This window comes from Microcoleus sp. PH2017_08_TRC_O_A, assembly GCF_020738665.1.
In the GTDB taxonomy this organism is placed as follows: Bacteria; Cyanobacteriota; Cyanobacteriia; order Cyanobacteriales; family Microcoleaceae; genus Microcoleus.
This window is the reverse complement of the sequence record NZ_JAEQCE010000053.1, coordinates 37,386-62,695: the sequence shown is the minus strand read 5'-3', so window position 1 is coordinate 62,695 and position 25,310 is coordinate 37,386. Positions and strand designations below refer to the sequence as shown.

General features: G+C 46.1%; 23 protein-coding genes. 16 read left to right on the top strand and 7 right to left on the bottom strand.

The genetic code is table 11. The features are described 5' to 3' along the window. Positions 1 to 218: 218 nt before the first annotated feature. The gene (gene aroB, locus JGK22_RS19375; protein WP_293183113.1) at positions 219 to 1,334 is read right to left on the bottom strand and encodes a 3-dehydroquinate synthase; all 1,116 of its coding nucleotides are present in this window, start codon (positions 1,332 to 1,334) and stop codon (positions 219 to 221) included. Positions 1,335 to 1,412: 78 nt separating this feature from the next. Between aroB and JGK22_RS19370 the strand changes: the two genes are divergently transcribed. The 8 genes from JGK22_RS19370 to JGK22_RS19335 all read left to right on the top strand — a co-directional run bounded on the left by JGK22_RS19370 (position 1,413) and on the right by JGK22_RS19335 (position 9,613). Then, complete coding sequence (locus tag JGK22_RS19370) at positions 1,413 to 1,514, top strand: cytochrome b6-f complex subunit PetL (RefSeq protein WP_194010188.1); 102 nt, start codon at positions 1,413 to 1,415, stop codon at positions 1,512 to 1,514. Positions 1,515 to 1,702: 188 nt separating this feature from the next. Next, a complete protein-coding gene (locus JGK22_RS19365) occupies positions 1,703 to 2,761 on the top strand; it encodes an ABC transporter substrate-binding protein (RefSeq protein ID WP_293192156.1) in 1,059 nt (352 codons plus the stop codon). Next, a complete protein-coding gene (locus JGK22_RS19360; RefSeq protein ID WP_293230332.1) occupies positions 2,749 to 4,995 on the top strand; it encodes an ATP-binding protein in 2,247 nt (748 codons plus the stop codon). Before JGK22_RS19365 ends, JGK22_RS19360 begins: the two co-directional genes overlap by 13 nt. Before the next feature lie 199 nt (positions 4,996 to 5,194). Beyond that, entirely contained in the window at positions 5,195 to 6,466 is a 1,272-nt protein-coding gene (locus JGK22_RS19355) for a response regulator (protein WP_293183107.1), read from the top strand. A gap of 29 nt (positions 6,467 to 6,495) precedes the next feature. Then, positions 6,496 to 7,086, top strand: a complete 591-nt coding sequence (locus tag JGK22_RS19350) for a chromophore lyase CpcT/CpeT (protein WP_293313423.1) — start codon at positions 6,496 to 6,498, stop codon at positions 7,084 to 7,086. Between the two features lie 110 nt (positions 7,087 to 7,196). After that, positions 7,197 to 8,348 carry an NAD-dependent epimerase/dehydratase family protein gene (locus tag JGK22_RS19345; protein ID WP_293183103.1) on the top strand — a complete coding sequence of 384 codons (1,152 nt, stop codon included), beginning with the start codon at positions 7,197 to 7,199 and terminating at the stop codon, positions 8,346 to 8,348. A 335-nt stretch (positions 8,349 to 8,683) separates the two neighbouring features. Continuing rightward, positions 8,684 to 8,968, top strand: a complete 285-nt coding sequence (locus JGK22_RS19340) for a hypothetical protein (RefSeq protein WP_293183101.1) — start codon at positions 8,684 to 8,686, stop codon at positions 8,966 to 8,968. 6 nt (positions 8,969 to 8,974) lie between these two features. Then, a complete protein-coding gene (locus tag JGK22_RS19335; protein WP_293183099.1) occupies positions 8,975 to 9,613 on the top strand; it encodes a DUF4291 domain-containing protein in 639 nt (212 codons plus the stop codon). A 100-nt stretch (positions 9,614 to 9,713) separates the two neighbouring features. On the opposite strand, the gene JGK22_RS19330 is transcribed toward JGK22_RS19335, so the two are convergent. Next, a complete protein-coding gene (locus JGK22_RS19330) occupies positions 9,714 to 9,977 on the bottom strand; it encodes a hypothetical protein (protein ID WP_293183097.1) in 264 nt (87 codons plus the stop codon). On the opposite strand from JGK22_RS19330, the gene JGK22_RS19325 reads away from it, so the two are divergent. From JGK22_RS19325 to JGK22_RS19290, 8 genes are all read left to right on the top strand, one after another. After that, positions 9,958 to 11,091, top strand: a complete 1,134-nt coding sequence (locus JGK22_RS19325; RefSeq protein ID WP_293313421.1) for a glycosyltransferase — start codon at positions 9,958 to 9,960, stop codon at positions 11,089 to 11,091. The genes JGK22_RS19330 and JGK22_RS19325 overlap by 20 nt on opposite strands. 18 nt (positions 11,092 to 11,109) lie before the next feature. Further along, a complete protein-coding gene (locus JGK22_RS19320) occupies positions 11,110 to 11,253 on the top strand; it encodes a hypothetical protein (RefSeq protein ID WP_293183093.1) in 144 nt (47 codons plus the stop codon). Between the two features lie 420 nt (positions 11,254 to 11,673). Continuing rightward, the gene (locus tag JGK22_RS19315; RefSeq protein WP_293183091.1) at positions 11,674 to 14,328 is read left to right on the top strand and encodes a GAF domain-containing protein; all 2,655 of its coding nucleotides are present in this window, start codon (positions 11,674 to 11,676) and stop codon (positions 14,326 to 14,328) included. A 150-nt stretch (positions 14,329 to 14,478) separates the two neighbouring features. Beyond that, positions 14,479 to 15,621 carry a hybrid sensor histidine kinase/response regulator gene (locus JGK22_RS19310; protein ID WP_293183089.1) on the top strand — a complete coding sequence of 381 codons (1,143 nt, stop codon included), beginning with the start codon at positions 14,479 to 14,481 and terminating at the stop codon, positions 15,619 to 15,621. 632 nt (positions 15,622 to 16,253) lie between these two features. Next, positions 16,254 to 16,964, top strand: coding sequence for a transposase (locus tag JGK22_RS19305; RefSeq protein ID WP_293197008.1), 711 nt, complete (start codon positions 16,254 to 16,256; stop codon positions 16,962 to 16,964). Positions 16,965 to 16,979: 15 nt separating this feature from the next. Then, positions 16,980 to 17,459: a transposase gene (locus JGK22_RS19300; protein ID WP_293192147.1), complete on the top strand. Its 480-nt coding sequence runs from the start codon at positions 16,980 to 16,982 to the stop codon at positions 17,457 to 17,459. A 6-nt stretch (positions 17,460 to 17,465) separates the two neighbouring features. After that, positions 17,466 to 18,296, top strand: coding sequence for a GUN4 domain-containing protein (locus tag JGK22_RS19295; protein ID WP_293192144.1), 831 nt, complete (start codon positions 17,466 to 17,468; stop codon positions 18,294 to 18,296). Positions 18,297 to 18,907: 611 nt separating this feature from the next. Continuing rightward, entirely contained in the window at positions 18,908 to 19,498 is a 591-nt protein-coding gene (locus JGK22_RS19290) for a YdcF family protein (protein WP_293183081.1), read from the top strand. Positions 19,499 to 19,726: 228 nt separating this feature from the next. On the opposite strand, the gene JGK22_RS19285 is transcribed toward JGK22_RS19290, so the two are convergent. From JGK22_RS19285 to JGK22_RS19265, 5 genes are all read right to left on the bottom strand, one after another. Beyond that, positions 19,727 to 20,365 carry a lysophospholipid acyltransferase family protein gene (locus JGK22_RS19285; RefSeq protein WP_293183079.1) on the bottom strand — a complete coding sequence of 213 codons (639 nt, stop codon included), beginning with the start codon at positions 20,363 to 20,365 and terminating at the stop codon, positions 19,727 to 19,729. 188 nt (positions 20,366 to 20,553) lie between these two features. Beyond that, a complete protein-coding gene (locus JGK22_RS19280; RefSeq protein WP_293241538.1) occupies positions 20,554 to 21,498 on the bottom strand; it encodes a substrate-binding domain-containing protein in 945 nt (314 codons plus the stop codon). A 10-nt stretch (positions 21,499 to 21,508) separates the two neighbouring features. After that, a complete protein-coding gene (locus JGK22_RS19275; protein WP_293241541.1) occupies positions 21,509 to 22,222 on the bottom strand; it encodes a PspA/IM30 family protein in 714 nt (237 codons plus the stop codon). 352 nt (positions 22,223 to 22,574) lie between these two features. Continuing rightward, on the bottom strand, positions 22,575 to 23,456 hold the full coding sequence (gene fabD, locus JGK22_RS19270; protein WP_293192140.1) for an ACP S-malonyltransferase: 882 nt from the start codon (positions 23,454 to 23,456) through the stop codon (positions 22,575 to 22,577). Positions 23,457 to 23,980: 524 nt separating this feature from the next. Further along, positions 23,981 to 24,982 carry a beta-ketoacyl-ACP synthase III gene (locus JGK22_RS19265; protein WP_293157417.1) on the bottom strand — a complete coding sequence of 334 codons (1,002 nt, stop codon included), beginning with the start codon at positions 24,980 to 24,982 and terminating at the stop codon, positions 23,981 to 23,983. Between the last annotated feature and the right edge of the window lie 328 nt (positions 24,983 to 25,310).

Below are 25,310 nucleotides of genomic sequence, written 5' to 3'. Positions count from 1 at the left end.
TGTTCGATATAGCTGAAATAAAAAAGGTTTGATCGTTCGGACTTTAGTCCGCATCTTCTAAGGACTAAAGTCCGAACGATCAAACCAATCTTAATTATGGTCATCCAAGCAGATATGAGATCGATAGTCGATCGCTCGAACATAGAGATAAAAAACAGAGGGGGCGATCGGAATCAATTAGCCTTCAACGGCGGTTAAACACGCCGATAAGCCTCAACCTAAAGCATTTCCTTCAAAACTTGTAAAATTACATCTCCATCCACGCGATCGCTCACAGCGGCCTCACCCAAGCGCACCGGTAGCACAAAGCGCACCTTGCCATCCTGCACCTTCTTATCCAGTTGCAAAGTCTTCAAAATCTCCTCAATATCGACACCTGCGGGCAACTTAGCAGGTAAAGCAGCTTTGGCAATTAAAGCAGATTGGCGGCGATCGCACTCAGCATCCCACATTCCCAACTCCACAGCCAAGCGGCTGGACGCAGCCATACCAATTGCCACACCTTCGCCGTGATTAATTACCTTGTAATTAGTCAAACTTTCTACAGCATGACCGATCGTGTGACCGTAATTCAAAATCGCCCGCAAACCAGACTCCTTCTCATCCTTGCTTACCACCTCAGCCTTAGCTTGGCAAGACCTGCTCAAAATTTCAGCCAACAAATCCGCCTTCACATAGCGCATTTGATCCAAGCGCTTGCAGTTTTCCAACTTCCGGAACAATTCAGCATCCCAAATCACCCCGTACTTAATAACTTCCGCCATCGCCGAACGAAACTCGCGCGCCGGCAGAGTTTTGAGAACATCCGGGTCAATCAAAACCAAACGCGGCTGATGAAAAGCCCCAATTAAATTCTTCCCCGAAGGATGATTGACCCCCGTTTTGCCGCCAATAGAAGCATCAACCATCGCCAGCAGCGAAGTCGGAACCTGCACCACATTAATTCCGCGCAGCCAAGTCGCCGCCGCAAAACCCGTCATATCCCCAACCACTCCGCCGCCCAAAGCCACCATTGTCGAGGAACGTTCCAACCGGTTAGCCAAAGCCGCATTGTAAATCTTCTGGATGGAATTTAAAGTTTTGTACTGTTCGCCCGGTGGTAAAATGCAGGTACTGACTTCTAGACCGGCCGATTCGAGGGCTGCGGTTGCTCTTTCGCCGTAGTGCCGAAAAATCGACTGATTTGAGACCAAAAGAACTTTTTTGCCCAAACTTAGATCGCCCATCAGGGTACCGAGCTCGTCTAAGCCGCCCGTTGGCGTAGCCCCCGTAGGGGATCGCACGCAAATATTGTAAGATTGTGGGCCCAAGTCAACTTTAATTATCGATTGCATATTTATCTAATTTAGATTATAGATTTTAGATTATAGTTCTTAATAGGTCTTTTTATTGATTATTTTGGAGAAATTGCAATGAGTCTTACCGGAGCAATAGCTTATTTTGGAATTTTCGGTGGCATGGTTGGCTTGGCGACAGTGCTGATGTTTGGTCTCCGGGCTGTCAAACTCATCTAGTTTGTTAATTTAGATGTCTGAACCAGAGAATTTTATCTCTGGTAAAAGTAACATCGGGCCGATCGCATTTTTGCAAAAAATCTCTAGTCAGATCTATAGATTTATGTCGTAAGTGCGATCGACCTTATTTAAATAATAAATTTAAAATTTAAATATAATAAATTTAAATCAAACTACACTTCGCAGTCATGAAAGTTATCTCAATCATCAATATGTTGAGGATTTCCTGGAAGCAAAAATCGAAGTTAAATATCAAGCCAGGTTTCAGTTTATTTGCGATCGCCCTTTGCCTCACCTTTCTCACCAATGCCTGTGGCTTTGGATTTAACCGATCGCTCCAACCGCTGCGAATTGGAACTATCAGCTTTCCGGGATATGATATTGCCCGCTATGCCCAAACCTCAGAAATATTCAAGCAACGGGGACTAAAGGTTGAGTTTGTGCTATTTGATAACTCGCAGGATACCAGTCGGGCAGTAATCCGTGGTAGGTTAGATGCCGCATTTACTACCTTTTGGGAAGTGATGCAGGTAGATCCGGGTGATGGCAAACCTGTGGTTTTAATGACTATCGACATTTCTGCCGGGGCAGATGGAATTTTTGCCAAGCCAGAAATTAAATCCGTAGCAGATTTGCGAGGAAAGAAAGTAGCAGCAAAGTTAGGAACCATCAGCCATTTAACTTTGTTAGAAGCTTTAAAACTTCATCATCAAATTAAGCCATCTGACGTGCCGATTTTGGATTACTCCAATGAAGTAGCAGCCCAGAAAATCAAAGAGGGTGAGATTGATGCTGCGGTGTTATGGGAACCGGTGCTGGGGGAGACAGCGAATAGCATCAAAGGCAATATAATTCACACCACAAAGCAAGTAGACAGTCTGGTAATTGATACCTTAATGTCCAGTGATAAGATAGTGAAAGCAAAAAAAGCCGAACTAAAGCAATTTATGCTGGCATGGTTTGATGTAATGCACGCAGTTAAAACTCAGCCGAAAAAAGTGTTTAAGGCGGTTGGAAAGCAATTGGGACAAAGTGGTGAGTCTTTTGCCAATGATTATGCTGGATTAAAAAAAGGTGATATGACCTTAAATCGGCGAATGTTTGCCCCAGAAGGTAGGCTCAAATCTGCCAAGGCAGAAATTGTCGAATTACTCAAATCCGATCCGCGTCATAATCGAGTAATTCGGCAAGATGTGGAGATTGATTCCACCCTTGTCAATGAAGCAATAGCGGAATGGAAACCATGAGCCAACAAGCTAGAAAGAACTTATCTCGCCAACTATTATTGGGCTTTAGTGTTTCTCTGGCAACTGTTGGCTTAATCACCTTGGGATTCAACTACTTTTTGATGCAATCACAATTACAGAAAGAACTAGAACAACGCGCCCGATCGATTACCCAGGGAGTGGGGTTTTCCACGGAAGGATTAATCGAATTGGGGAATAGGAGCATTGTCAAGCGCGTGGTGCAAAACTATGCTACCTTGCCGACAGTGGTGGAAGTGGCGATCGTCAGTCCCGATGGCCAAACCCTTGCCCGGAGTGGATCGGCACTCAAAAATCCGGCCTATGCTACTATTCATCCAGAATTAGAGCAAATATTAGAGCGATCGGCCGAAACAGGTTTAGAAACAAGTTTCAGAACCAACATAGATGGTGAGTCAGCTTTAGTCGCAATTTTGCCCTTTAGCAGTACCTTGTTTCGTCAGGGAAATCGGCGCGGGTTGGCGATCGCGATTCTGAATGCCGAAGAAATGCGCCAGCAAGTATGGCAAACTTTCTATACTTCCACCGTCACCCTGCTGATTGGGATGACTGCAATTTTAGGACTGATGACGATATTAATTCAGCATATTGTATTACACCCACTCGAACGTTTGAACAAAGCAGTTATCGACAGGAATGGAATTGATAACTTTGTCATACCCAGTGGATTACCAAATAATGAAATCCAATTTCTAGCCCAGACAATTCAATCCGCAGCTATACGAGTAGAAACATATCAACAAGAACTCCGACTGCAAGCCCAAGATTTAGAAAAAGCAATCAGCGAATTGCAAAAGGCTAAAGAAATCGCCGAAATTGCCAACCGCACCAAAAGTGAATTTCTGGCTAATATGAACCACGAACTCCGAACGCCACTCAATGGCATTTTGGGTTATGCCCAAATCCTCCAACACGATCCGACGACTACTCCCAAACAGATGAAAGGATTAGGAGTAATTCACCAGTGTGGTTCCCATTTACTCACTCTGATTAATGATATTTTGGATTTGTCAAAGTTGGAAGTACACAAGATGGAACTTGATCCCCAAGATTTCCATCTAGAAAAATTCCTATCCTCCACTGTGGATATGTGCCGGATCAAGGCAGAACAAAAAGGCGTGGATTTTCGCTATCAGCCGGCTAGCAACCTGCCCATTGCAGTCCATGCTGATGACAAACGACTGCGACAAGTGTTGTTGAATTTGCTCAGCAATGCTATTAAATTTACTGATGTTGGCAGTGTCAGTTTCCGAGTTGAACCTGTGGTAAAATCAAGCGATTTTGGTGCAGCCCAAAGAATTCGATTCAAGATTAAAGATACTGGTATTGGCATTGTTTCGGAAAAATTATCGAAGATTTTTTTACCTTTCGAGCAAGCTGGAAAAGGCGATCGCAACAGCGAAGGAACTGGCTTGGGGCTTGCCATCGGCCAACAAATTATCCTGAAAATGGGCAGCGAAATTCATGTCGAGAGTGTACTTGGTGAGGGTAGTAGCTTCTGGTTTGAGGTAGATTTGTTGCCAGCATCGGATTGGATGACAGAAGATGCGATCGCCGATCGCAAAGTCATCGGCTATCAGGGCGAAAGACGCAAAATTCTGGTGATTGACGATCGCCCTGAAAATCGCCTCATTATCATAAATATGCTGGAACCCCTAGGCTTCCAAGTGGCAGAAGCTGACAACGGACAAACGGGCTTAGACATGGCCATTCAAATGCTACCAGACTCGATCGTTACCGATATCCATATGCCAATAATGGATGGGTTAGAAATGACTCGCCGCCTGCGACAACTGCCAAACTTTGCGACTACGCCGATTATTGCTTCTCCAGCCACTCTGTCTCAGGTAGACATACAGGAAAGTCTGGATGCTGGTTGCAATAGTTTTTTCCCGAAGCCCATCGAGTTTACTGGATTGTTGAACCAATTACAGAAACACCTGGAATTGCAGTGGATTTATGAAGAAATGAAACTAGATGCCATGAAAATTACTGAGAATAAAGCCCATGAGGTTAAAATGGTAATGCCACCAGTTAAAGAACTGACAGCCCTCTATACCGCCGCCCAGGGTGGTTTTATGAGTGATATTCACCAGGAAGCCGATCGCCTGAAAAAATTAGCACCCGAATATATAGTCTTTGCTAACCGAGTTTTAGCACTAAGTCAACAGTTTGATGAGGAAGCCATTATTCGCCTAATCGAACCACTACTTTAGCTACTTTATTTTTGAATGTATAAACCTGTTTATTATCAATAAAAAATTTGATTCAAATTACTATATAATTGAAAAAAAACTATTTATTCTTTTTTCCTTCCTTTTAACCTCTTACATCCATCCCTTATATCCGTTACATCCGTTAGACAACCCGTTGCCGAACTTCCTGCTTCCTGCTGTTTATATATTGGAGTTTCTAATGTCAGTCAATTCCATGTCCGCAGACAAGACTATTTTAGTTGTAGACGATACTCCCAGTAATCTGCAAGTATTATTTGATGTATTGAGCGAACATGACTACCGGGTGGCGATCGCCAAAAATGGTGAAACCGCTCTACAACGAATTCAATTATCTCAGCCCGATTTGATTTTGCTAGATGTCATGATGCCTGGAATCGATGGCTTTGAGACCTGCAAACAGCTCAAAGCCAATCCTGATACTCGCGATATTCCGGTTGTTTTTATGACAGCCCTTTCCGACTCAGTAGATAAAATTAAGGGGCTAAGTTTGGGTGCAGTGGACTACATCACAAAGCCGATTCAGTGCGAAGAAGTATTGGCCCGGATTCAGGTGCATTTACAACTACGAAATGCCACACGCATCATGGAACAACGTACCAAGGAACTCAACGAAGCATTAGAAAATCTAAAACAAGCCAAAACTCATTTAGTGCAAGGCGAAAAAATGTCTGCCCTCGGCCACTTGGTGGCGGGAGTAGCCCACGAAATTAACAACCCGGTGAATTTCATTCATGCTAACCTAAACCCCGTCAAAGAATACACTGAATATTTGTTAGACTTTGTGCAACTTTACCAGAAACATTATCCAAATCCGGTTCCAGAAATCCAGACACGGGCAGAAGAAATTGATTTAAAATTTTTGCAATCAGATTTGGTTAAAATACTCAATTCGATGAAAATAGGTACGGATCGCATTCGCGAATTGGTGCTTTCTCTCCGCAATTTCTCCCGCTTGGATGAAGGCTACTGCAAAGCGGTTGATATTCATGTAGGTATTGACAGCACTCTGTTGATTTTGCAACACCGTCTAAAAGGTGGACAAAATTGTCCTGAAATTCAAGTCATCAAAAATTATGGGCAGTTACCACAAGTCCAATGTTATCCTAGTCAACTAAACCAGGTGTTTATGAATATCCTGAGTAATGCGATCGATGCTTTGGAATCATCGGGTGTCAGCAATAACCAAGAACCTAGGATTACGATTCGTACTTTCATTAGTAGTGATGATGCGATCGCAATTAGTATTGCCGATAATGGAGTCGGGATCCCGGAACCCATTCTTTGTCTATTATTCGATCCGTTTTTCACTACCAAACCTCTTGGGAAAGGCACTGGTTTGGGGCTGTCAATCAGTCATCAGATTATTACTGAAAAACATGGTGGTAAGATTGAATGTTCTTCGATTCTGGGGCAGAGTACGGAGTTTGTTGTGAAAATTCCAGTAAAATAACTTCTACTCCGCTTCTCAAAACCATCGATATGTCCCATTCCACCGATATCATTACCCTCGCCCGCTGGATGGCGGCCGACTTCAGCAACCAAGCGCAAGCCTTTGAAAATCCGCCATTCTTCGCGCACATCCGCGTCTGCATGAGACCCCTACCCACAGAACTTCTGGGCGGGATGAGCTTGTACCTAGAACAAGCCTATGATATTGAACTCAAAACTCCGTACCGAGTCCGAGTGTTAAAATTAGTCCCGATGGGCGATCGCATCGACATCGAAAATTACGCGATCGTCAACGAAGAGCAATTTTACGGCGCCTCCCGCGATCTCCAAAAGCTCCAAGAACTCAACAAAGCCGAATTTAAACTAATGCCGGGGTGCACCTTTATTACACACTGGGCGGGCAGCAGCTTCAAAGGGTGTGTCGAACCCGGAAAAGGCTGCATGGTGGTCAGAAAGGGCAAAAATACCTATCTAGATAGCGAATTCGAGATCGATGGAGACAAATTCACCAGTCACGATCGCGGACGCGACCCAGAAACCGACGCCCACGTCTGGGGAGCCCAGGCCGGCCCCTTTGAATTTACCCGCTGGGCTAGCTTCGCCGACGAAATTCCGGTTTGATGCCGAAAAACCAAGTCCAGACTTGGCCAACACGCTTGATTAAAGGTTCACAATGCACCAATACCTGGTACATTAACCCAGTATTGGCAAGCAAGATTCACCGTTGATTTATGAAAGTCCTGGTTATTGGTGGCGATGGCTATTGCGGTTGGGCAACCGCACTCTACCTTTCTAACAAAGGTCACGAAGTTGGCATCCTCGACAGCTTCGTGCGGCGGCATTGGGATCTGGAACTGTGCAGCGACACCCTCACTCCCATTGCACCGATTCAGCAACGACTCCAGCGATGGCAAGATTTAACGGGTAAGTCGATCGACTTGTTCGTCGGTGACATCACCAACTACGATTTTCTCAGCAAAAGTATGAGAAAATTTGCACCAGAGGCGATCGTCCATTTCGGCGAACAGCGATCGGCGCCCTTCTCGATGATCGATCGCGAACACGCAGTCCTCACCCAAGTCAATAACGTCGTCGGGACACTGAACCTGCTGTACGCCATCCGCGAAGATTTCCCCGACTGTCACCTAGTGAAATTGGGGACAATGGGCGAATACGGCACGCCGAATATTGACATTGAAGAAGGCTACATTACGATCGAACACAACGGCCGCAAAGATACACTACCCTATCCCAAACAGCCTGGCAGTTTTTATCACTTAAGTAAAGTCCACGATTCCCACAATATCCATTTTGCCTGCAAAATCTGGGGTTTAAGAGCCACCGACTTAAATCAGGGCGTCGTCTACGGCGTGCTCACAGAAGAAACTGGCATGGACGAACTGTTAATCAACCGTTTGGACTACGACGGAGTATTCGGTACAGCATTAAACAGATTTTGCATCCAAGCTGCGATCGGGCATCCTTTGACAGTTTATGGAACTGGCGGACAAACCCGCACCTTCTTAGACATTCGGGATACCGTGCGATGCGTCGAATTGGCGATCGCCAACCCCGCCGCCGCCGGAGAATTCCGCGTCTTCAACCAATTCACCGAACAATTTAGCGTCGGCGACTTAGCCTCATTGGTGCAAAAAGCAGGCATGGCAATGGGATTAAAAGTAGAAATCAACAACCTCGAAAATCCCAGAGTCGAGAAAGAAGAACATTATTTCAATGCCAAAAACACCAGTTTGTTAGGCCTCGGCTTGCAGCCGCACTACCTCTCAGATTCCCTGCTCGATTCTCTGCTGAATTTTGCTACAAAATATCAGCACCGCGTCGATAAAAACCAAATTTTGCCGAAGGTTTCTTGGCGACGGTAAATTCGGGCACAAGCTGCGGGAGAGAGTTTTGGCATTACATAATTCTGGCATGAATCTTGTGGGGTGGGCTTCTAGCCCGCCCCAAAAATAATGATTTTCAGCTTTGATAAAATTCCAAATCATCCCGCAAATATGCAACGCTATTTTTTTAACGAACCGCGAAGGCGCGAAGGGCGCGAAGTAAGAGATGAGAAGGGAAGAGAAGAACTGCTAGCTTGGTTGGGAATAAATATGGCAACCGCGCCCGATGGTTATGACGTTCTTAATTGCTGAAACATCAGGCTCGATTCCTTCTTCCTTCTTCCTTATATACCGTGAAAAGTCGAATTCTCATCTTGTTGCTTTTAGTTGTTCTGCCGGGATTTTCTGCCAGTGCAGTTTGTGCTTATTATTTAATACCGGAATGGGCTGCACTAACGGCGAGTTATCAAAATTACCGCCTCAAAAGCGAATCGCCTTCGGCTACGGAAAAGGAAATCTTAATTGCCAAAACTGCACAGGAAATTCACAGAATTAACTGCTTTGCTGAAGGTGTGGGATTGCTTTTAGGTGGGATAATTTTATCAATTGGCATTCAGGGAATTTGTATCTTGCCGGAACAACCTCTCGATCGCAAATAACTTCAGATGAAGCTGCTGACAGAATCTTACTTAAACCAAAAAATGCGGTGGCCGAATACAGGTCGCCACATTTTAGCACAATTTGACGATGATACTGTTGTTGTCTATCAAGCTTACCGTCCGGCGATCGGTCACTTTGCAGCGGAACGCGGTTATTTCGGCGGCGAGTTCAGTCTTAACCGCATGAGTTGGATTAAGCCAAACTTTCTCTGGATGATGTATCGTTCGGAATGGGGTACAAAACCCGGACAAGAAGTAATTTTGGCGGTTTCGTTAAAGCGATCGGCTTTTGACGAAATTTTAGCATCTGTCGTCCATTCCAATTTCGTTTCAGCAGTGTACGGAAGCGAAAAAGAATGGAAACAAGCTGTTAAAAATTCATCCGTGCGGCTGCAATGGGATCCAGACCACCATCCCAGTGGCGCGAAACTGGAACGGCGGGCAATTCAACTCGGCTTGCGTGGCAGTTATCTTGCCAGTTATGCCCAAGAATGGATTGTTAACATTGAGGATATTTCAGAATTTGTGCAGCAACAGCATCAATATAATACGGGCGATCTTGCCCAATTACTTACTCCTCGCGAGACAGTGTATCCTGTTACTAACCCCGACATTTGCCAAAGACTGGGAGTATCGATTTCCTAAACAATATATCAAAGAATATAGCCTTTCTCAAAAAGATGAGGTATGTCTGGTAATGGGGAATTGGTAATTGGTAATTGGCAATTGGTAATCGATAGTTTCTCTAAGCTTTCTGAGGTTTCTGGGAGTAAAGACGCTCGCCCGCAGTGTGTGTTCTCTCTACTGAGAGTAGCAGAATTTGGCATACCTCATTTTTATGAAAACCTGTATAACTACAGCTTTCTTCCTTCTTCCCTCTTCCTTCTTCCTTCTTCCCTCTTCCCTCTTCCTTCTTCCTTCTTCCTTCTTCCTTCTTCCCTCTTCCTTCTTCCTTCTTCCCTCTTCCTTCTTCCTTCTTCCTTCGTTTTATGAAAATTGCTCTGTTCACTGAAACATTTTGGCCAAAAATAGACGGCATTGTGACGCGCCTGATTCACACTGTAGATCACTTGCAGCGATCGGGCGAACAAGTTCTGATATTTTCTCCAGATTACGGAATTACAGAATACAAAGGTGCCCGAGTTTACGGTGTTGAGGGTTTGCCTTTACCGATGTACCCGGAACTGAAAATGGCACTGCCCAGTCCGGCTATAGGTCAACAATTACAGAAGTTTCAACCGGATCTTATTCATGTTGTCAATCCCGCTATTTTGGGATTGGGCGGGATCTATTACGGCAAAAAGTTCAATATTCCGATTTTGGCTTCTTACCACACGCATTTACCCAAATACTTGCACCATTACGGTTTTGGAATGCTCGAACCATTGCTGTGGGAATTGCTCAAAGGGGCGCACAATCAAGCTGAATTAAATCTGTGCACTTCTACAGCAATGGTGGATGAGTTGAGAACTCATGGCATTGAGCGAGTAGACTTGTGGCAGCGCGGTGTAGATACGGAAATGTTTGTCCCCGAATTGGCAAGTCGAGAAATGCGATCGCGCCTTTCTGAAAATAACCCAGATAGCCCCTTACTCCTCTACGTCGGCCGCCTCGGTGCCGAAAAAGAAATCGAATCCATCAAACCAGTCCTCGCCGCCATTCCCGGCGCCCGCCTCGCCCTAGTGGGAGACGGCCCGCACCGCCAAACCCTCGAACAATATTTTGCCGGCACCCCCACAAATTTTGTTGGCTACCTGAAGGGGCAAGAATTGGCTTCTGCTTACGCATCTGCTGATGCCTTCATTTTTCCCTCCCGTACCGAAACCCTGGGCTTAGTGCTCCTCGAAGCTATGGCTGCGGGGACTCCCGTAGTGGCGGCTCGCAGTGGCGGAATTCCCGATATTGTCACAGACGGTGTTAACGGCTATTTATTTGACCCCACCGATGAAGCCGGAGCAGTGGCTGCCACCCAGCGCCTGTTTGCGAATCCCGAAGAACGAGAAACCCTCCGCCAAAACGCTCGCTCTGAAGCCGAACGCTGGGGTTGGGCGGCGGCGACTAACCAACTACGAGGCTACTATCGATCGGTCGTATTTGCCCAGTCCATGGCCTCTGCTGCTTAAATTTGACAAGATGTCGCGATGTTAAACATCACCGACAGCTTAGCTTCCATCCCGAGGCAGTTTCTAGCGAGGAGGAATGTCCTCAAAGATCGATCGAACTTTTTTGAGGCTTTGATTGCGGTAGCTATCCTGCTGTTGCGTTTACCATTAAACTATGAATAGCTTTGGAATGCTTCGCGGGCGGCAAAACTGGGGCGCGGCGGCAGCCGACCGGATACGGTCGCCGAGTGCGCTAAAACAGTCACACCGCCCAGCAGCCGAGCACAGAGGGTAAAATATACATCGCCCGCGATCGATCGAACAAAAGCCTAGAAGCTCGTTTTCAGGCTGCCAGCGTTCCGAAGTCAAGTTCAGCTCATGCCTGGCGAACTCTCATCAGTATCGATGTTGTAACAAAAAAAAGATCGAGCATCTCTAACAAGCAAACTGAAGTTTCATCCGCCAAAGAATGAACCCATTATTCATCAAACCGACAATCGAATGCTGAGTTGAAAAGCAAACAACTTAAACAGTTTGCACCGCAGAATCTAGCACCGCGATCGACCAGCCGGTCAATCTACCCCTCTGAGCAAGCAGTTAATCATGACATTCTCCAATGCTGGTAGCGTTCTGGCTACACTGACTCAAGTCAATTTTATGGGGGCATTGACCTCTCGTGTTAAGAGCTTGCCAGTTACTGAATTAGTGTGCCTGCTGGACTTTGTAACGGCTGAATTTCAGCAATTTATCCGGGCAATGGACCTGATTAACAATGAAGCACTCGAAACTCTCTTAGAGCAACTGTTAGATGCCTTCACTGTCAAAATTGGTCAAATTTTGCAAGCAGACCGGACAACAATTTTTTTGGTAGATGCCAACAAAAATCAACTGTGGCACAAAACAGTGGATGGGCTCACGGGCGAAGATATAGAAATTCGCTTGCCGATGGATGCAGGCATTTTAGGCTACGTAGCAACTACTGGAAAATCGCTCAATGTCTTGCATGGTAGAGAACACGAGCATTTTAATGCCGAAGTAGACGAACCGCCGAACTACCGGGTTGAGACTATCCTCTGTATGCCGATTTTTAGCAGTAAGAGCCAGCACGAACCCGTAGCGGTGGTGAGACTGTTAAACAAAGCTGGCAATGCCCCCTTTACCGAGGAAGACGAACAGCAGTTTCAGGCTTTTGCAGATTCGATCGGGATTATTCTCGAAAGCTGTCAATCTTTCTACGTCGTGGCCCGCAACCAGCGAGGGGTGGCCGCACTTTTGAGAGCTACCACGACGTTGGGTCAAAGCCTTGACTTGGAAACAACTTTGCGCTCTGTCATGGATCAAGCTCGGGACTTGATGCAAGCCGATCGCAGCACGCTATTTTTATTAAATCCCGAAACCAACGAACTTTGGACAAAACTCGCCAAGGCCGACGGCAAAACGATGATGGAAGTCCGCATTCCTGCTAACAAAGGAATTGCAGGCTACGTGGCTTCGACCGGTCAAACTCTAAATATTACAGATGCTTACGACGATCCCCGCTTTGACCCATCTACAGACCAGCAAACGGGATATCGCACTCGCACTGTCTTGTGTATGCCGGTTCATAACGCCAAAGGTGAGCTGATTGGGGTGACTCAACTAATTAATAAGACTCAAGGCACTTTCACAACTTCCGACGAAGAGTTTTTGCGAGCATTTAATTCCCAAGCCGGAATGGCGCTGCAAAATTCTCAACTGTTTCAGAACGTGATGGTGGAAAAGCAGTATCAAAAAGATATGCTGCAAAGTCTTTCAGATGCAGTCATTTCCACCGATTTGCAGGGGCGAATTGTCACAATTAACGAAGCCGCGCTGGAATTGTTGGGCTGTCCGGTAAATCAAGATAAAAGCAAACACAATCTCGTGATTTGGGAAGATAAACTGATCGATCGCTATGTTTGGGAAGTTGTGCCGATCGATAATTTGCAATTTCGACTCGAAGACAGTCTCCTGAATGCTGCCAGACATTACGTTCCCGAACAAAGTTTAACTGTGGGACTGTTGGTGGAAACAACACTGGGTAGCGCAGCAGCAGATACAGAAGCAGAAAGTTACATTTTGGCCGTGCCCGATCGCAATGACCCCACCTTATATTACGCTTGGGGCGAAAACAGCGCCTGGACTGAGGAAGTAGCGCAGGCAGAATTAGCTAATTCCCAATCTCTATTTTCGCTGCGGAATGCTGACCTCTATCACCCTTATTGTCCCCTACCCATCTCCGGCTCTCGAATTAAAGTAATTGAACGCAGTTTGAATTTAACTGTCAACCCGCTGATCAATCCAGAAGGTGGCGCGCGCGGCGGTTTAGTGGTACTCGAAGACATCAGCCGCGAAAAGCGGATGAAAACCACAATGTCTCGCTACATGACTCCCGGAGTCGTAGATAAAATCATGGCCTTGGGCGAAGGCTCCCTGATGGTGGGCGAACGCAAAGAAGTTACTATTTTATTTTCCGACATTCGCGGCTACACCACTCTGACCGAAAATTTGGGAGCCTCGGAAGTTGTGGCCCTATTGAACCAGTATTTTGAGACGATGGTGGAGGCCGTTTTCCACTACGAAGGCACTTTAGACAAGTTTATCGGCGATGCTTTAATGGCGGTGTTCGGTGCGCCCCTGCCGCTCAATCCCCCGGAAAGTCACGGTTGGATGGCGGTGCAGTCGGCTTTAGATATGCGCCGGCGCTTGAAAGAGTTTAATGATTCTCGCCCAGGCGCCGATCCGTTTCGCTTCGGAATTGGGATTAGTTCTGGAGAGGTGGTTTCGGGAAATATTGGTTCGGAAAAGCGGATGGATTACACCGTAATCGGGGATGCGGTGAATTTGAGTTCCCGCTTGGAACAGCTTACAAAGGAGTACGGCTGCGATATAATTTTGAGCGAATTTACCTACAATTTGTGCCGCGAACGGATTTGGGTGCGAGAGTTGGACAAGGTGCGGGTTAAGGGCAAAAATCAGCCGGTCGGCATTTACGAGTTGCTGCAAATTAATTCCGATCCCCTCGATGGGGAAACCGAAAGGTTTTTGGAACTTTACAACAACGGTCGCCATGCTTATATTGCTAGAAATTTTCAGCAAGCTATTAATTATTTTGAGGCGGCTTTAGCTATGCGACCGAGCGATCGACCTGTGGAAGTTCAGATCGAGCGATCCCTCAGCTATTTGGAAATACCCCCGCCCGACGAATGGGACGGCGTGCATACTATGACAAAAAAGTAGCATATTTTATCATATCCGAGAGCCTAAATGTAAAAAAATTGGATAAAGTTTTGAGATCTTCCTTATGACAGAGTTAAGAAGTGGAAAAATGTGAAAACATGAATCGGATGCCACATTAAAGTTAGTATTTATTTTCATACCGACAATTAAATGAACTATTTATCTGTTCCGAATGCCACAAAAGCCGATCGCATTCTGGTTGTAGATGACGCACCAGATAATGTTTTGTTGGTGCAGACAATCCTGGAAGAAGAAGGTTACGAAATTAGCACGGCCGAGAACGGCTTTTCGGCCTTAAGCCAAATTGACAAGTCAACCCCCGATTTGGTATTGCTAGACGTAATGATGCCGGGAATGGACGGTTACGAAGTCACCCAGCGAATGCGACAAAATAAGGAATTGCCCTTTATCCCGATTTTGCTGATCACAGCTCACGACAGCGCCAGTGTAGTCCAGGGACTCGACATGGGCGCAGACGATTTTATCCGCAAACCCGTGGAAATGGACGAACTGCTGGCGAGGGTGCGATCGCTCTTGCGGCTCAAACACAGCGTAGACGAACGAAATTCGATCGCCCTCCAGCGCGAAGATTTTGTCTCCAGACTCGCTCACGACTTGCGGACGCCCCTCGTAGCAGCCGATCGAATGCTAACTTTAATGCAGCAGGGAGCTTTGGGAGAAATCTCGCTCCCCATGTGCGACGCTTTCGGGACAATGGTTCGCAGTAACAAAAACCTGATCGCGATGGTAAATATGCTGCTAGAAGTCTACCGCTACGAAGCAGGGCGCAAATCCCTCAGTTTCGCTCCGGTTGACTTGCGCCAGCTTATTACCGAAGTAGCCGAAGAACTCGCTCCCCTAGCCGATGCTAAAAATTTGTCGGTGAATTTAGACTTGAGTGAAAGTGCAGAAAGTGCTCCGATTGCCAAGTATCCGGGCGATCGTCTGGAGTTGCACCGCTTGCTGACTAATTTAATCGGAAATGCGATAAAATTCACCGACAGCGGCTCTATAGATATCCGCTTAAAAGCTGCCAATTCACCTGTTTATACGAGCTTCAAAAACCAACCGCTGGCATGGGTAATTATGGAAATCCAAGACACCGGCGCCGGAATTTCTCCCGCCGAACAAGCGAAGTTATTTGAAAGGTTTGGCTCGGGAACTCACAAGAAATCCAGCACAGGTTTGGGACTGCACCTCTGCCGCCAAATAGTCGAAGCTCACCGCGGCACGATCGTGGTCAAATCCGAGTTGGGTAAAGGCAGCTTGTTTACTATTCGCTTGCCTTGTTAGAGCGATTTAATTAACTGTAGATGACTTATTTCATAAATGTTTGATGGCTAGAGCAACCGCAGATTTAAGGCAGATAAACACAGATAAACGCAGATAAATTAAAGATAATTTGCGAAGAAATGCAGGAAGTAAAAGTAGGGTGCATCCGCTCAAGATATTTCCTGGGACAATTGATAATCTCAAAACTGATGCACACCCTGAATAGATGGTGCGTCAGAATGAGATTTTCGGCGATCGTTAAAAATGACTAAACTGACGAACCCTATCGCTGACTTTGGCTCGGACTCGCATTCCGCACTACAAACCAGTCAATCACGAATCAGAAAAATAGCTTCGTAGTCAGGACTTTAGTCCTTCTTTGGCTCGGACTCGCATTCCGCACTACAAACCAGTTCGAGACTGAATGATATCACTCGTGCGATGTCTGGGCCAGCAATACAATCAGAAAATTATTAGGCAGATGTCATATAATTACTTGGCAACTGAATTTACTTCAACTAAAACAACAGGAGTCCCGCACCAAACACGGTACGAACTTGAGTGACGGGAGGAATGCGCGTGAGGCTTGCATAGCTGAACAAATTATTGATAAACGCAGACAGACTTTCTTCAATACATGATAGAATCTTGTCATGAAACAAGTCCTGACAGTATCTTGCAAACTCCAAGTAATGCCTGAGCAGTCCATCAAAATTGATGCAACACTTCAGGCGTTCGCGAATGCTTGCGAATATGTGAATCAAACTGTATCGCCAACTCTGACAAACGAATTGGCGATGCAATCCTTGATATATCACGATGTCAGAGATATGTTTGGACTTTCGGCGCAGTTGGCAATCCATGCTATCAGACGGGTTTCTGGTAACAGAAAAACAGCCAAAAAAGATGGGAAGTCGGTCAATAAATTTACTCCTACTAGCGTCACTTACGATGCTCGTATCTTTTCTTTCAGGGAAAAAGATTGGACGGTAAGTTTGACTACTACTGGTGGTAGGGAACGGTTTGTACTGGCTATCGGAAACTACCAACTTGGATTGTTGAAAGGTCAAAACCCAAAGACTGCTACTTTGTGCAAACGCAATGATGGTAGTTACTATCTTAATATTCAGCTTGAATCTATGCCCGTCGAACCTCCACCAAGCGATCGAGTTTTGGGCTGTGATTTGGGTAGGACTGACATTGCAGTTACTTCCGATGGAGATACATTTAGCGGTAAACAAATTACCCAAGTTAGAAATCATTATGCCAAGTTGAGAGCAAACCTCCAACAAAAAGCCACGAAGGGCACGCGCAGTTCTCGGCGTAGATGTCGAGAATTGTTGAAACGGTTGTCGGGCTCTTGAAAGCGCTTTCAGACATTGGTAAATCACACTATCAGTCACCGTATCGTAACTAAGGCTCAAAACAAAAATCAAGCGATCGCTTTGGAAGATTTGACTGGAATTAGGGAGCGCACAAATCAGCAGCCACGCTCGAAAAAAGAGCGGAGACTTAGCAATAGCTGGGCATTTTTTCAGTTGCGCCAATTCCTAATATACAAAGCCATAAAGCATAGCGTAAAGATTTTGTTTGTTGAGCCTAGATACACTAGCCAAATGTGCCACAAGTGCAACCATATTCATCCTGTAAAGGGTGAGTCTTATAGGAATGGCAAAAAGTTTGCTTGTGGTCATTGTGGATGGAAAGGTGATGCCGACTTAAACGGCAGTAAGAATATTGCTGTTATTGGGGCTTCCGTAAATAAGCCTGAAGGTTCGAGATTATTTTGCAATTTGCAAGATCATTTCAGGGCTATTGAAAGCCCACACTGTACCTGTACTCAGGTCAGTGCTGGGTAATTTACTATGTCTGACTGTCCAGTGTGCGGTGCTGAGTACCTAGAAAAAAAAGCAGAGTTTTGCTCGATTTGTGGCTGGGATTTGACTCCCTACCCGCAGCGTGCTAAGCCTTCCAAAACTTATTTAAAACAAGAACAAGTTCGATTGCAGTGGGCAAAACAAATGTGGGAATCGGCCCGCAATCAACAAAATTGGTCAGCCAGATTTGACGAGTTGCAAGAGGAATTACAGCAAGGTGCGATCGCCCGCGCGTACCTGCAATCTCAGTTAGAATGGGTTCTGTACCGCCTCGAACAACTCAATCCCGAATCCATTACCAGCACTTTACTGCGACTGGAAGAGAAAATCGGCGCCTTACCTGACCAAACTCCGGCTATCTCTGAAGTGGGGATGGATTACCGACAACTGACAAAGCTGTTAGAAACTGGAAAATGGCGCAAAGCAGACGAACATACTTGGGAAATTTTGCTGCAAATCTCTGTCAGGGAAGACGAAGGCTGGCTGAGTGCAGCCGATATTGACGGGTTTCCTCTTACAGACCTTCGCACGATCGACAAACTTTGGCAACAACACAGCAGCGGGCGGTTTGGATTCACCGTACAACAACAGATTTGGGAAAGTACCGCCGGAAATTATACCCAATTGTGCGATCGACTCGGCTGGCGAGTCAAGGAAAATTGGAAATATTACAGCGAGCTCTCATTCAGCGAAAATGCTCCCCCCGGACACCTCCCCGTTACCGCCTGGAGACATCGCGCTTGTTACGGTGCTGGTAAACTCACCGCAGCAGAAAACTTTGCCCGCATTGTCGGGAGAGTTGCTACGGGCGATCGCTAATCATCCAAAATAAAAAATTCAAAATCGCCATTACCTGCTATAATCAAAACGGTTCAGCAACTGGGGCTGTGGCTCAGATGGATAGAGCAAGCGCCTCCTGAAGAATCGGGCACCCTGCGAGGAAACTCTGGGAGTGAATGTGGTCAAACTCAAGGAAGCCTAAGTCTGACAGCAGATACGGTAATCTTGAGCCAAGCTTTATCTAAATTTTGTTTAGGTAAGGAAGGTGCAGAGACTGGCTTTAGGAAGTAAACACCATAAAACCTCCTAAACATACGGCCACCACCTAAAGGCCGCAAGCCTACGGTGAAGGAATAGTCCGGAGAGTGGGGAAACTCACACAAATCTGAAGCGCTAGGTCGCCGGTTCGAACCCGGCCAGTCCCGTTAAAAATCAAGAACAATTAAAAGCAGAAGGGTAAACCCTAAGTTTTATCCTTCTGCTTTGCATATGCGTTAACCTGTATATTCAATCCAAAATCTAAAATCTAAAATCTAAAATCCTCTGACCATTGTTTAAATTTTAATTTTTAATTCCTGTTAGTGGGTTGTACGTGCGGTATTTTTTGTTATGGTTCCTGTGTCAGCTAAATAAAGTTTTTATAGGTTTAGATGTGGTTGAGAATAAATTTAAACAGGCGGCGTTACCCGCGTTTGAGGAATTCACCCAATTTTTGGTTCCTACTAGGGCTTTTGATGGCGTTTTGGTTTGGCTATCAGCAGCTTAAGAGCGAATTTCAGAGACCCCAAGCTTTGTTGGTTCTAGGTGGGGCTACGGAGCGAGAGGTGTTTGCCGCCAAATTTGCTCGATCGCACCCTCAATTGCCGATTTGGGTGTCTTCTGGGAGCAATCCTGAGTTCGCGGAATGGGTCTTTTCAGAAGCGGGAATTAAGTCCGATCGCCTGCACTTAGACTACAGAGCAGTGGATACGGTAACAAATTTTACCACCCTGGTAGATGAATTGAAAGCTCAAGGGATTGAGAGCGTGTATCTGATCACTTCTGACGATCATATGCGGCGAGCTCAGATTATTGGCGAAATCGTGCTCGGCAGTCGAGGGATTAGTTTTAAGCCTGTAGCAGTTCCGTCTGGGCGAACCCCCGAACCCGTGCAAAAAGCTCTCCGCGACGGCGCTAGAGCCATTATGTGGCTGACTACGGGTTATACGGGTGCTAACTTCAGCCAAGCCAGAATTGAATAGACAAAGAAAGGACGGCGGTTGAAACCGCTTTTGACCTCTTACTCGTAGGCGAAGCCAGCGCGAAGCGCTTATGTGGCGAAGCGCCCGTCATCAGAGTAAGAGGTCAAACTACAAAAACGAATTCCGCCGGACGCCGAATGAAGAAAATAACGTAACTTTAACCGCCCGTTCTTCAACCCGCTTGGAGTGGGTTTTGTTTGTCTGGCGTGCGAATTCTATTCGCCCGGTTCAGCGACCCAAATCGTGCATCGCATTAATCTCAGTTGCACATCTTTGAGTCAGCGCTTCCAATTCCGCGCGATCCGACGAAGCGGGCGCCTCAATTAGTTTGCCAATTCGCACCGTCAGCGGCACCGGACGCGGCACTATCGAACCTTTGGATGCGATCGCATGAGTTCCCCACAAACTAACGGGTAATAGCGGTGCTTTTGCCTTAGCAGCTATCAGCGCAGCCCCCAATTTCGGATCAGTAATTCTACCGTCTGGCGTCCGAGTTCCCTGCAAAAATACACCCGTAGCCCATCCATTTTCTAAAGACTGGATAGCCGATCGAATTGCACTGCGATCGGCACTTTCCCGCTTGACTGGATAGGCACCATAAAGCGTAATTGCCTGCTTCAAAATAGGAACTTTAAATAACTCTTCCTTTGCCATAAATGCCACTGGCCGCCTCATGGAACTAGATAAAATCGGCGGATCGAAATCGCTGGCGTGATTGCTGACTACCACAAATGGGCCTTCTGCTGGCACATTTTCTGCACCGTAGATGCGCCCCCGAAAGTAAAGGTGCAGCATCGGGCTGACAATTGACCACTTGAATAAATAGTAAAGAAGTAAACTTTCGACTGGTTCGCGACTTTTGCTCACGGAAAACCTTAGATTTTAAATTACACTGAATTTTAGCCTATCAGTTCCGCTCTGTAAAATTAACTAGGACTTGCAAAAAAACGCAGGACGTAATGATGCGCGGGTGCATCGCGATCGCATAACTTGAAATAGAGGCGAGAATTCCCGCAGCGACGCACCCGCGCGAGTTGATGGCTAACTCAGGCCTGTTAATTTCCGGCTAGCATCGCTTTTTTTCCTTCCTCGGAAGTCGCGTAACCCAAGAAATCCTTAACCGCTTGGCTGGGGGGATTTTTGTAAGCGTAGTACAACTGGCGCTGATAGCGATAATTGGGGGCTTCCGGCGTCGCACCGTCTACGGGTACAACCCTCACCGTTTTCTGATTGACAACTTGAGCGAAAGTGGCATAGCCGATGCCGTTGTTACCTAAAGCTTGCAGCAGCGGAGTTGTCGCATCTCGATCGAGCGTAGTAACATTTTGCCCGGTGCCAAAACTACCGCCTCCGAGCACTTGTTCTTTGAAAGTTTGGTGAGTGCCGCTAATTTCGGGTCTGTTAATTACCTTAATCAAGCCTGCTGAACCGCCGACTTTTGACCAGTCTTGAGCATTTCCCTTGAAAATGTCTTGAACTTGAGCGGCAGTTAAACCTCCTTGAAACGGGTTGTTAGTGCCGACTACGATCGCAATTCTATCTAAAGCAACGGGCACTGCTGCCAAACCCCTAGCTTGGTCTTGGGCATTCAAAGCGGTCGATATCGCGGCAATATCGGCTGTTCCCGCCACCAAATCCTGAATTCCTTTTGCAGAACCATTTGCTTTGGCATCGACTGTAGTGCTGGGAAACTTGGCTTGAAAGCCATTCTTAAGGTTGAGATTGATTGTCACCATGCTGGTAGAACCGTCAATTCTCACCGCCGTGCCCGCAGGTACGGCAACTGGTAGTGCAAAGGAACTAGCAGCAACAGGCGATGCTAAGCCGGCTGCGGGCGCAACGGGAAGCGGGTTGGAACTGCCACCGCCTGCGGGTGTTGGGGGATTGGAGGAATTGTTAGCATCCTGTGCCGCTGGTTTGTTCAGAAAAAACCAGCCACCGGCTGCGAGGAACAGGAATAAAAAAATAAAAACTATGGGGGGAGGCCCGCTCTTAGCCATAAAATTCTCCTTAGTTCGGAAGTTTTTTGTTGTCCGGGTCGTCTAACATTTGCAGCCTGCGACTGACTTCATCATCTTCGGTCATGTTTTCTAATTCTGCCTGAAGTCTTTCTTGGGGGTTCTCAGATATTTCTGCTAAAGCTTGCTGTTCGAGGTTATGCTTTTCGACGGCATTTTTGGCTTGTTCAAATTGCGATCGAGCTGAATCAATATTAAGATCGTTGTTGACTTTGGATATGGCGCCGAGAGCTTCGTTAATCTCGACCATATCTTTCATGTTTTGCATATCGGTTTTGTAGGCTTCCAGCTTCGTGCGCTCTCGATTCAGCTTGTCTTTGGAAGCGTTCACAAACTGTTCGGCTTGTTTTACTGCATCTTCGTACTGCGGCAGGATTTTTTCTATCTGAATTACCTTAGATATGGCTAAGCGGGCTGCTTCTTCGTTGCCGTTGCGGTTGGCTGTCTTGGCTTGGCGCTCTAAAGTTTGCATCTCTCTAACTTTTTCTTCATATTTTGTTTTGGTGCGCTGGTAGGCTGCAACTTGTTTAGAAACTGCTTCTGCGAGCTTTTGGACGGACTCTTGCATCGATCGCAGCGACTCTTCGGCTACGGCGACTGAAATTTTACCACCGGATTCTACGGGAAGTCCCCACAGCCAGTTCCACCCGCCTACTATGGTTCTGCCGGCTTTTTCGCCCATCAGCCAGTAAATAGCTTTTTTCATATAAGTACCGGATTAGCTTGATTTTTATTCCTAGTTTAAATCAGAATTTGCCGATCGACCTCAAGGGCGATCGATATATAGATTATTTTTAATCGCGATTTTTAGCTGTTTGGATTGTCGATCGCAAATTTGCACAACAGGTCGTAGTAAAATTTTCCTGTTGTGCTATTTATTTTTCGGCAATTTTCTGATCGATTAACTCAATTTTACCAGAAAGAATTAATCAGACTATTCATTACTCCAATCCTCTTCCTTCTAGGTAGAGGTCGCTCTTAAACTGTCAACTGTCAACTGTCAACTGTCAACTGTCAACTGTTGAAAGCCTGCGGCTGAATAATCGGTTAACAATAGATTAAGCGGGCAAATCTGCAAAACTGCTGACATTTACCAGCGCTAAATTTGGACAAGTCCGTTTGATCAAACCTGTGAGAACTTTACCTGGGCCAATTTCCACTACGCGATCGATTCCTTGTTGTGGCAATTGCAGAGAAATTTCTCGCCAGCGCACGCCTTTAGTCATTTGATAATTCAACCGCTGTTTTAGAGTAGCTGCGCTAGTAGTCGCTGTCGGTTCTGAGTTCGAGAGTACCAGCATTTTAGCATCGGAAAACCTTGCCGACTTTAACGCTAGTTGAAACTCTGCCGCCACCCCGGCCATCAGGGGAGAGTGAAACGCACCGGAAACATTCAATTTAACCGCGCGTTTGACTTTTATTTTGGCTAGCAAATCTTCTACTGCTGTCGGCGTGCCAGAAATCACTACTTGTGCTTCGCTGTTATCGTTGGCGAGCACCACATCTCGGCTGTATTGAATTTGCAGTTCTAATTCCTGCCTGTCGAAGCCGATCAACGCCACCATTTGCCCGCCGGAGGCAGTCTCCATCAGTTCGGCGCGGCGTTTGACTAAGCGCAATCCCGTTTCAAAGTCAAAGACGCCTGCTGCGTACAGGGCAACATATTCTCCTAAACTGTGACCGGCAACTACTGCGGGTCGATCGCTCTTTTCTCGCATTAAGTCTGCCAAAATGCTTTCTACTACGAACAAGCAAGGCTGAGTGTAGAGAGTCCGAGATAGTTTTGCTTCTTCTTTTTGGCAAACTTCAGGGACAGACCAGCCTAAAATTTCTTTAGCCAGCTCAAATTTAGCTTTGGCTGCTGGCAAGTTTAATAAGTCTGCACCCATCCCGATCGCCTGGGAACCTTGTCCGGGAAATACCCATGCTGTTTTAGTCATTTTTCCGGTAATCTGCTAATTGGTGGTTGCTAAGAAAGTGATTGCAAAAATTCTTTGTTTCCCGCTTCTGAGTTCGCTGACTGGTATCCGCTATCTTTCGGTTCACGAACTATCTACTCGCGACTCACAACTATAACATAATAACTGCGCTTTTTTCGAGGTTTATATTTTTTTTGCTACTTTAATTCAGGTCGATCGCCGTAGTAAAATTTTCAACCTTCGACGGGGGGAAAGTCCATCGAAAAATAGAGGATTTTCAATTGCAGCACACTCTTGTCCAGAATTCCTGTCGAAGGATGCACGGCTTGGTGCAGGCTTTACCCTATGCTATGACCTGTGTATGGCGTGTTAAAAGATTTTTCTTTTTTAATTAATGGTCGCACGCCCGATGTCAGCAGGGCAAGTTTAGAGCAAAATATTGTACCAGTTCCCTAAAATCATGAAACTGCTAGCCTGCGCTTCCAACCCATAGTCCATCAGTGATTCCCCAATCTAAAATCTAAAATCTAAAATCTAAAATCGTATTACCTTCCCCATTGAAAAATTGCCGCCCCCCAGCTCAAACCTGCACCGAAACCAGCCGCAGCAATAGTCTCACCAGATTTAACTTTACCCAGACGCACCGATTCGTCTAAAGCAAGGGGAATTGAAGCTGCTGAGGTATTGCCGTAATTTGCTAAATTGCTGATTACTTTTTCCGGGGGAATCTTGAGCCTTTGGGCAACTGCATCGAGAATCCGTTGATTGGCTTGGTGCAACAGCAGCCAGTCAATTTTTTCGGCGCTGATATTTGCCCGAAACATTGCTTTTTCAATGACTTCTGGCACTTTTTTCACGGCAAAGCGATAGATTTCTTGACCGTTCATGGCGATCGGCTCAAATCCACCTTGTCCGATATTCACGCCCTCAATTAATGATTTTGACTCGGCTTTGTAGGCTAAATTGAGAGACGAATTTTGCGTGCCGTCGCTGCGAATTTCAAATCCCAAAAATCGATCGACCTCTGAAGCCTGCAATACCACCGCACCTGCACCGTCTCCAAATAAAATGCAAGTACCTCGATCCGACCAATTCACCCAGCGAGATAAAATATCTGCTCCGATCAGCAAAACATTTTGATAAACGCCTGTCCGAATGAACTGCGAGGCTGTAACTAAACCAAACACAAATCCCGAACAAGCTGCTGTCAAATCGAAAGCCACAGCTTTTGTAGCGCCCAACTGATATTGAATTTTGCCCGCAGTGCCGAACAAATCGTCAGGGCTTGATGTGGCCAAAATAATCAAATCGATATCTGTCGGCGAAATTTCTGCCATGGCGATCGCCCTGCGGGATGCCTCCGATGCCAAATCGCACAAAGAAGTGCGATCGTCCGCCAGCCTGCGCGATCGAATGCCCGTTCGCGCCGCAATCCACTCGTCAGACGTTTCTACTATCTGACTCAAACCATTATTATCTAGCGAAACCTGCGGTGTACAAGACCCGCTACCCGTGACGGCAATGCCGAACCCTGATTGCTGCAACATTCCTCTCCATTTACTCGCTGTTCGGTCGAGAAATTAAAAATTAAAAACTTCAAATTTAAACTATTTTTTAAACTGCTGAAATTACCTTTTTCAAGCAAAACAGTTGGTTTAATCTGACATTTTTAATTTGACTTTTTTAATTTTTAATTTCTACTTACTAGAAAGAATTGGTTTAAAGCCCCAAGCCCGGGAGAAATTAAAAGAAGACTATTCATTACTCCAATCCTCTTCCTTCCAGGTCGAGGTTGCACTCAACTGTCAACTGTCAACTGCCAACTGTCAACTGTCAACTGCCAACTGTCAACTGTTAACTGTCAACTGCCAACTG

Excerpts from the sequence above, each read along its gene's own strand:
- JGK22_RS19355 (WP_293183107.1), top strand. The coding sequence starts at position 5,195 with ATGTCAGTCAATTCCATGTCCGCAGACAAGACTATTTTAGTTGTAGAC.
- JGK22_RS19315 (WP_293183091.1), top strand. The coding sequence starts at position 11,674 with ATGACATTCTCCAATGCTGGTAGCGTTCTGGCTACACTGACTCAAGTC.
- JGK22_RS19290 (WP_293183081.1), top strand. The coding sequence starts at position 18,908 with ATGTGGTTGAGAATAAATTTAAACAGGCGGCGTTACCCGCGTTTGAGG.
- JGK22_RS19345 (WP_293183103.1), top strand. The coding sequence starts at position 7,197 with ATGAAAGTCCTGGTTATTGGTGGCGATGGCTATTGCGGTTGGGCAACC.
- JGK22_RS19265 (WP_293157417.1), bottom strand. The coding sequence starts at position 24,982 with ATGTTGCAGCAATCAGGGTTCGGCATTGCCGTCACGGGTAGCGGGTCT.
- aroB (WP_293183113.1), bottom strand. The coding sequence starts at position 1,334 with ATGCAATCGATAATTAAAGTTGACTTGGGCCCACAATCTTACAATATT.
- JGK22_RS19370 (WP_194010188.1), top strand. The coding sequence starts at position 1,413 with ATGAGTCTTACCGGAGCAATAGCTTATTTTGGAATTTTCGGTGGCATG.
- fabD (WP_293192140.1), bottom strand. The coding sequence starts at position 23,456 with ATGACTAAAACAGCATGGGTATTTCCCGGACAAGGTTCCCAGGCGATC.
- JGK22_RS19360 (WP_293230332.1), top strand. The coding sequence starts at position 2,749 with ATGGAAACCATGAGCCAACAAGCTAGAAAGAACTTATCTCGCCAACTA.
- JGK22_RS19320 (WP_293183093.1), top strand. The coding sequence starts at position 11,110 with ATGTTAAACATCACCGACAGCTTAGCTTCCATCCCGAGGCAGTTTCTA.
- JGK22_RS19365 (WP_293192156.1), top strand. The coding sequence starts at position 1,703 with ATGAAAGTTATCTCAATCATCAATATGTTGAGGATTTCCTGGAAGCAA.
- JGK22_RS19275 (WP_293241541.1), bottom strand. The coding sequence starts at position 22,222 with ATGAAAAAAGCTATTTACTGGCTGATGGGCGAAAAAGCCGGCAGAACC.
- JGK22_RS19325 (WP_293313421.1), top strand. The coding sequence starts at position 9,958 with ATGAAAATTGCTCTGTTCACTGAAACATTTTGGCCAAAAATAGACGGC.
- JGK22_RS19295 (WP_293192144.1), top strand. The coding sequence starts at position 17,466 with ATGTCTGACTGTCCAGTGTGCGGTGCTGAGTACCTAGAAAAAAAAGCA.
- JGK22_RS19280 (WP_293241538.1), bottom strand. The coding sequence starts at position 21,498 with ATGGCTAAGAGCGGGCCTCCCCCCATAGTTTTTATTTTTTTATTCCTG.
- JGK22_RS19310 (WP_293183089.1), top strand. The coding sequence starts at position 14,479 with ATGAACTATTTATCTGTTCCGAATGCCACAAAAGCCGATCGCATTCTG.
- JGK22_RS19350 (WP_293313423.1), top strand. The coding sequence starts at position 6,496 with ATGTCCCATTCCACCGATATCATTACCCTCGCCCGCTGGATGGCGGCC.
- JGK22_RS19335 (WP_293183099.1), top strand. The coding sequence starts at position 8,975 with ATGAAGCTGCTGACAGAATCTTACTTAAACCAAAAAATGCGGTGGCCG.
- JGK22_RS19305 (WP_293197008.1), top strand. The coding sequence starts at position 16,254 with ATGAAACAAGTCCTGACAGTATCTTGCAAACTCCAAGTAATGCCTGAG.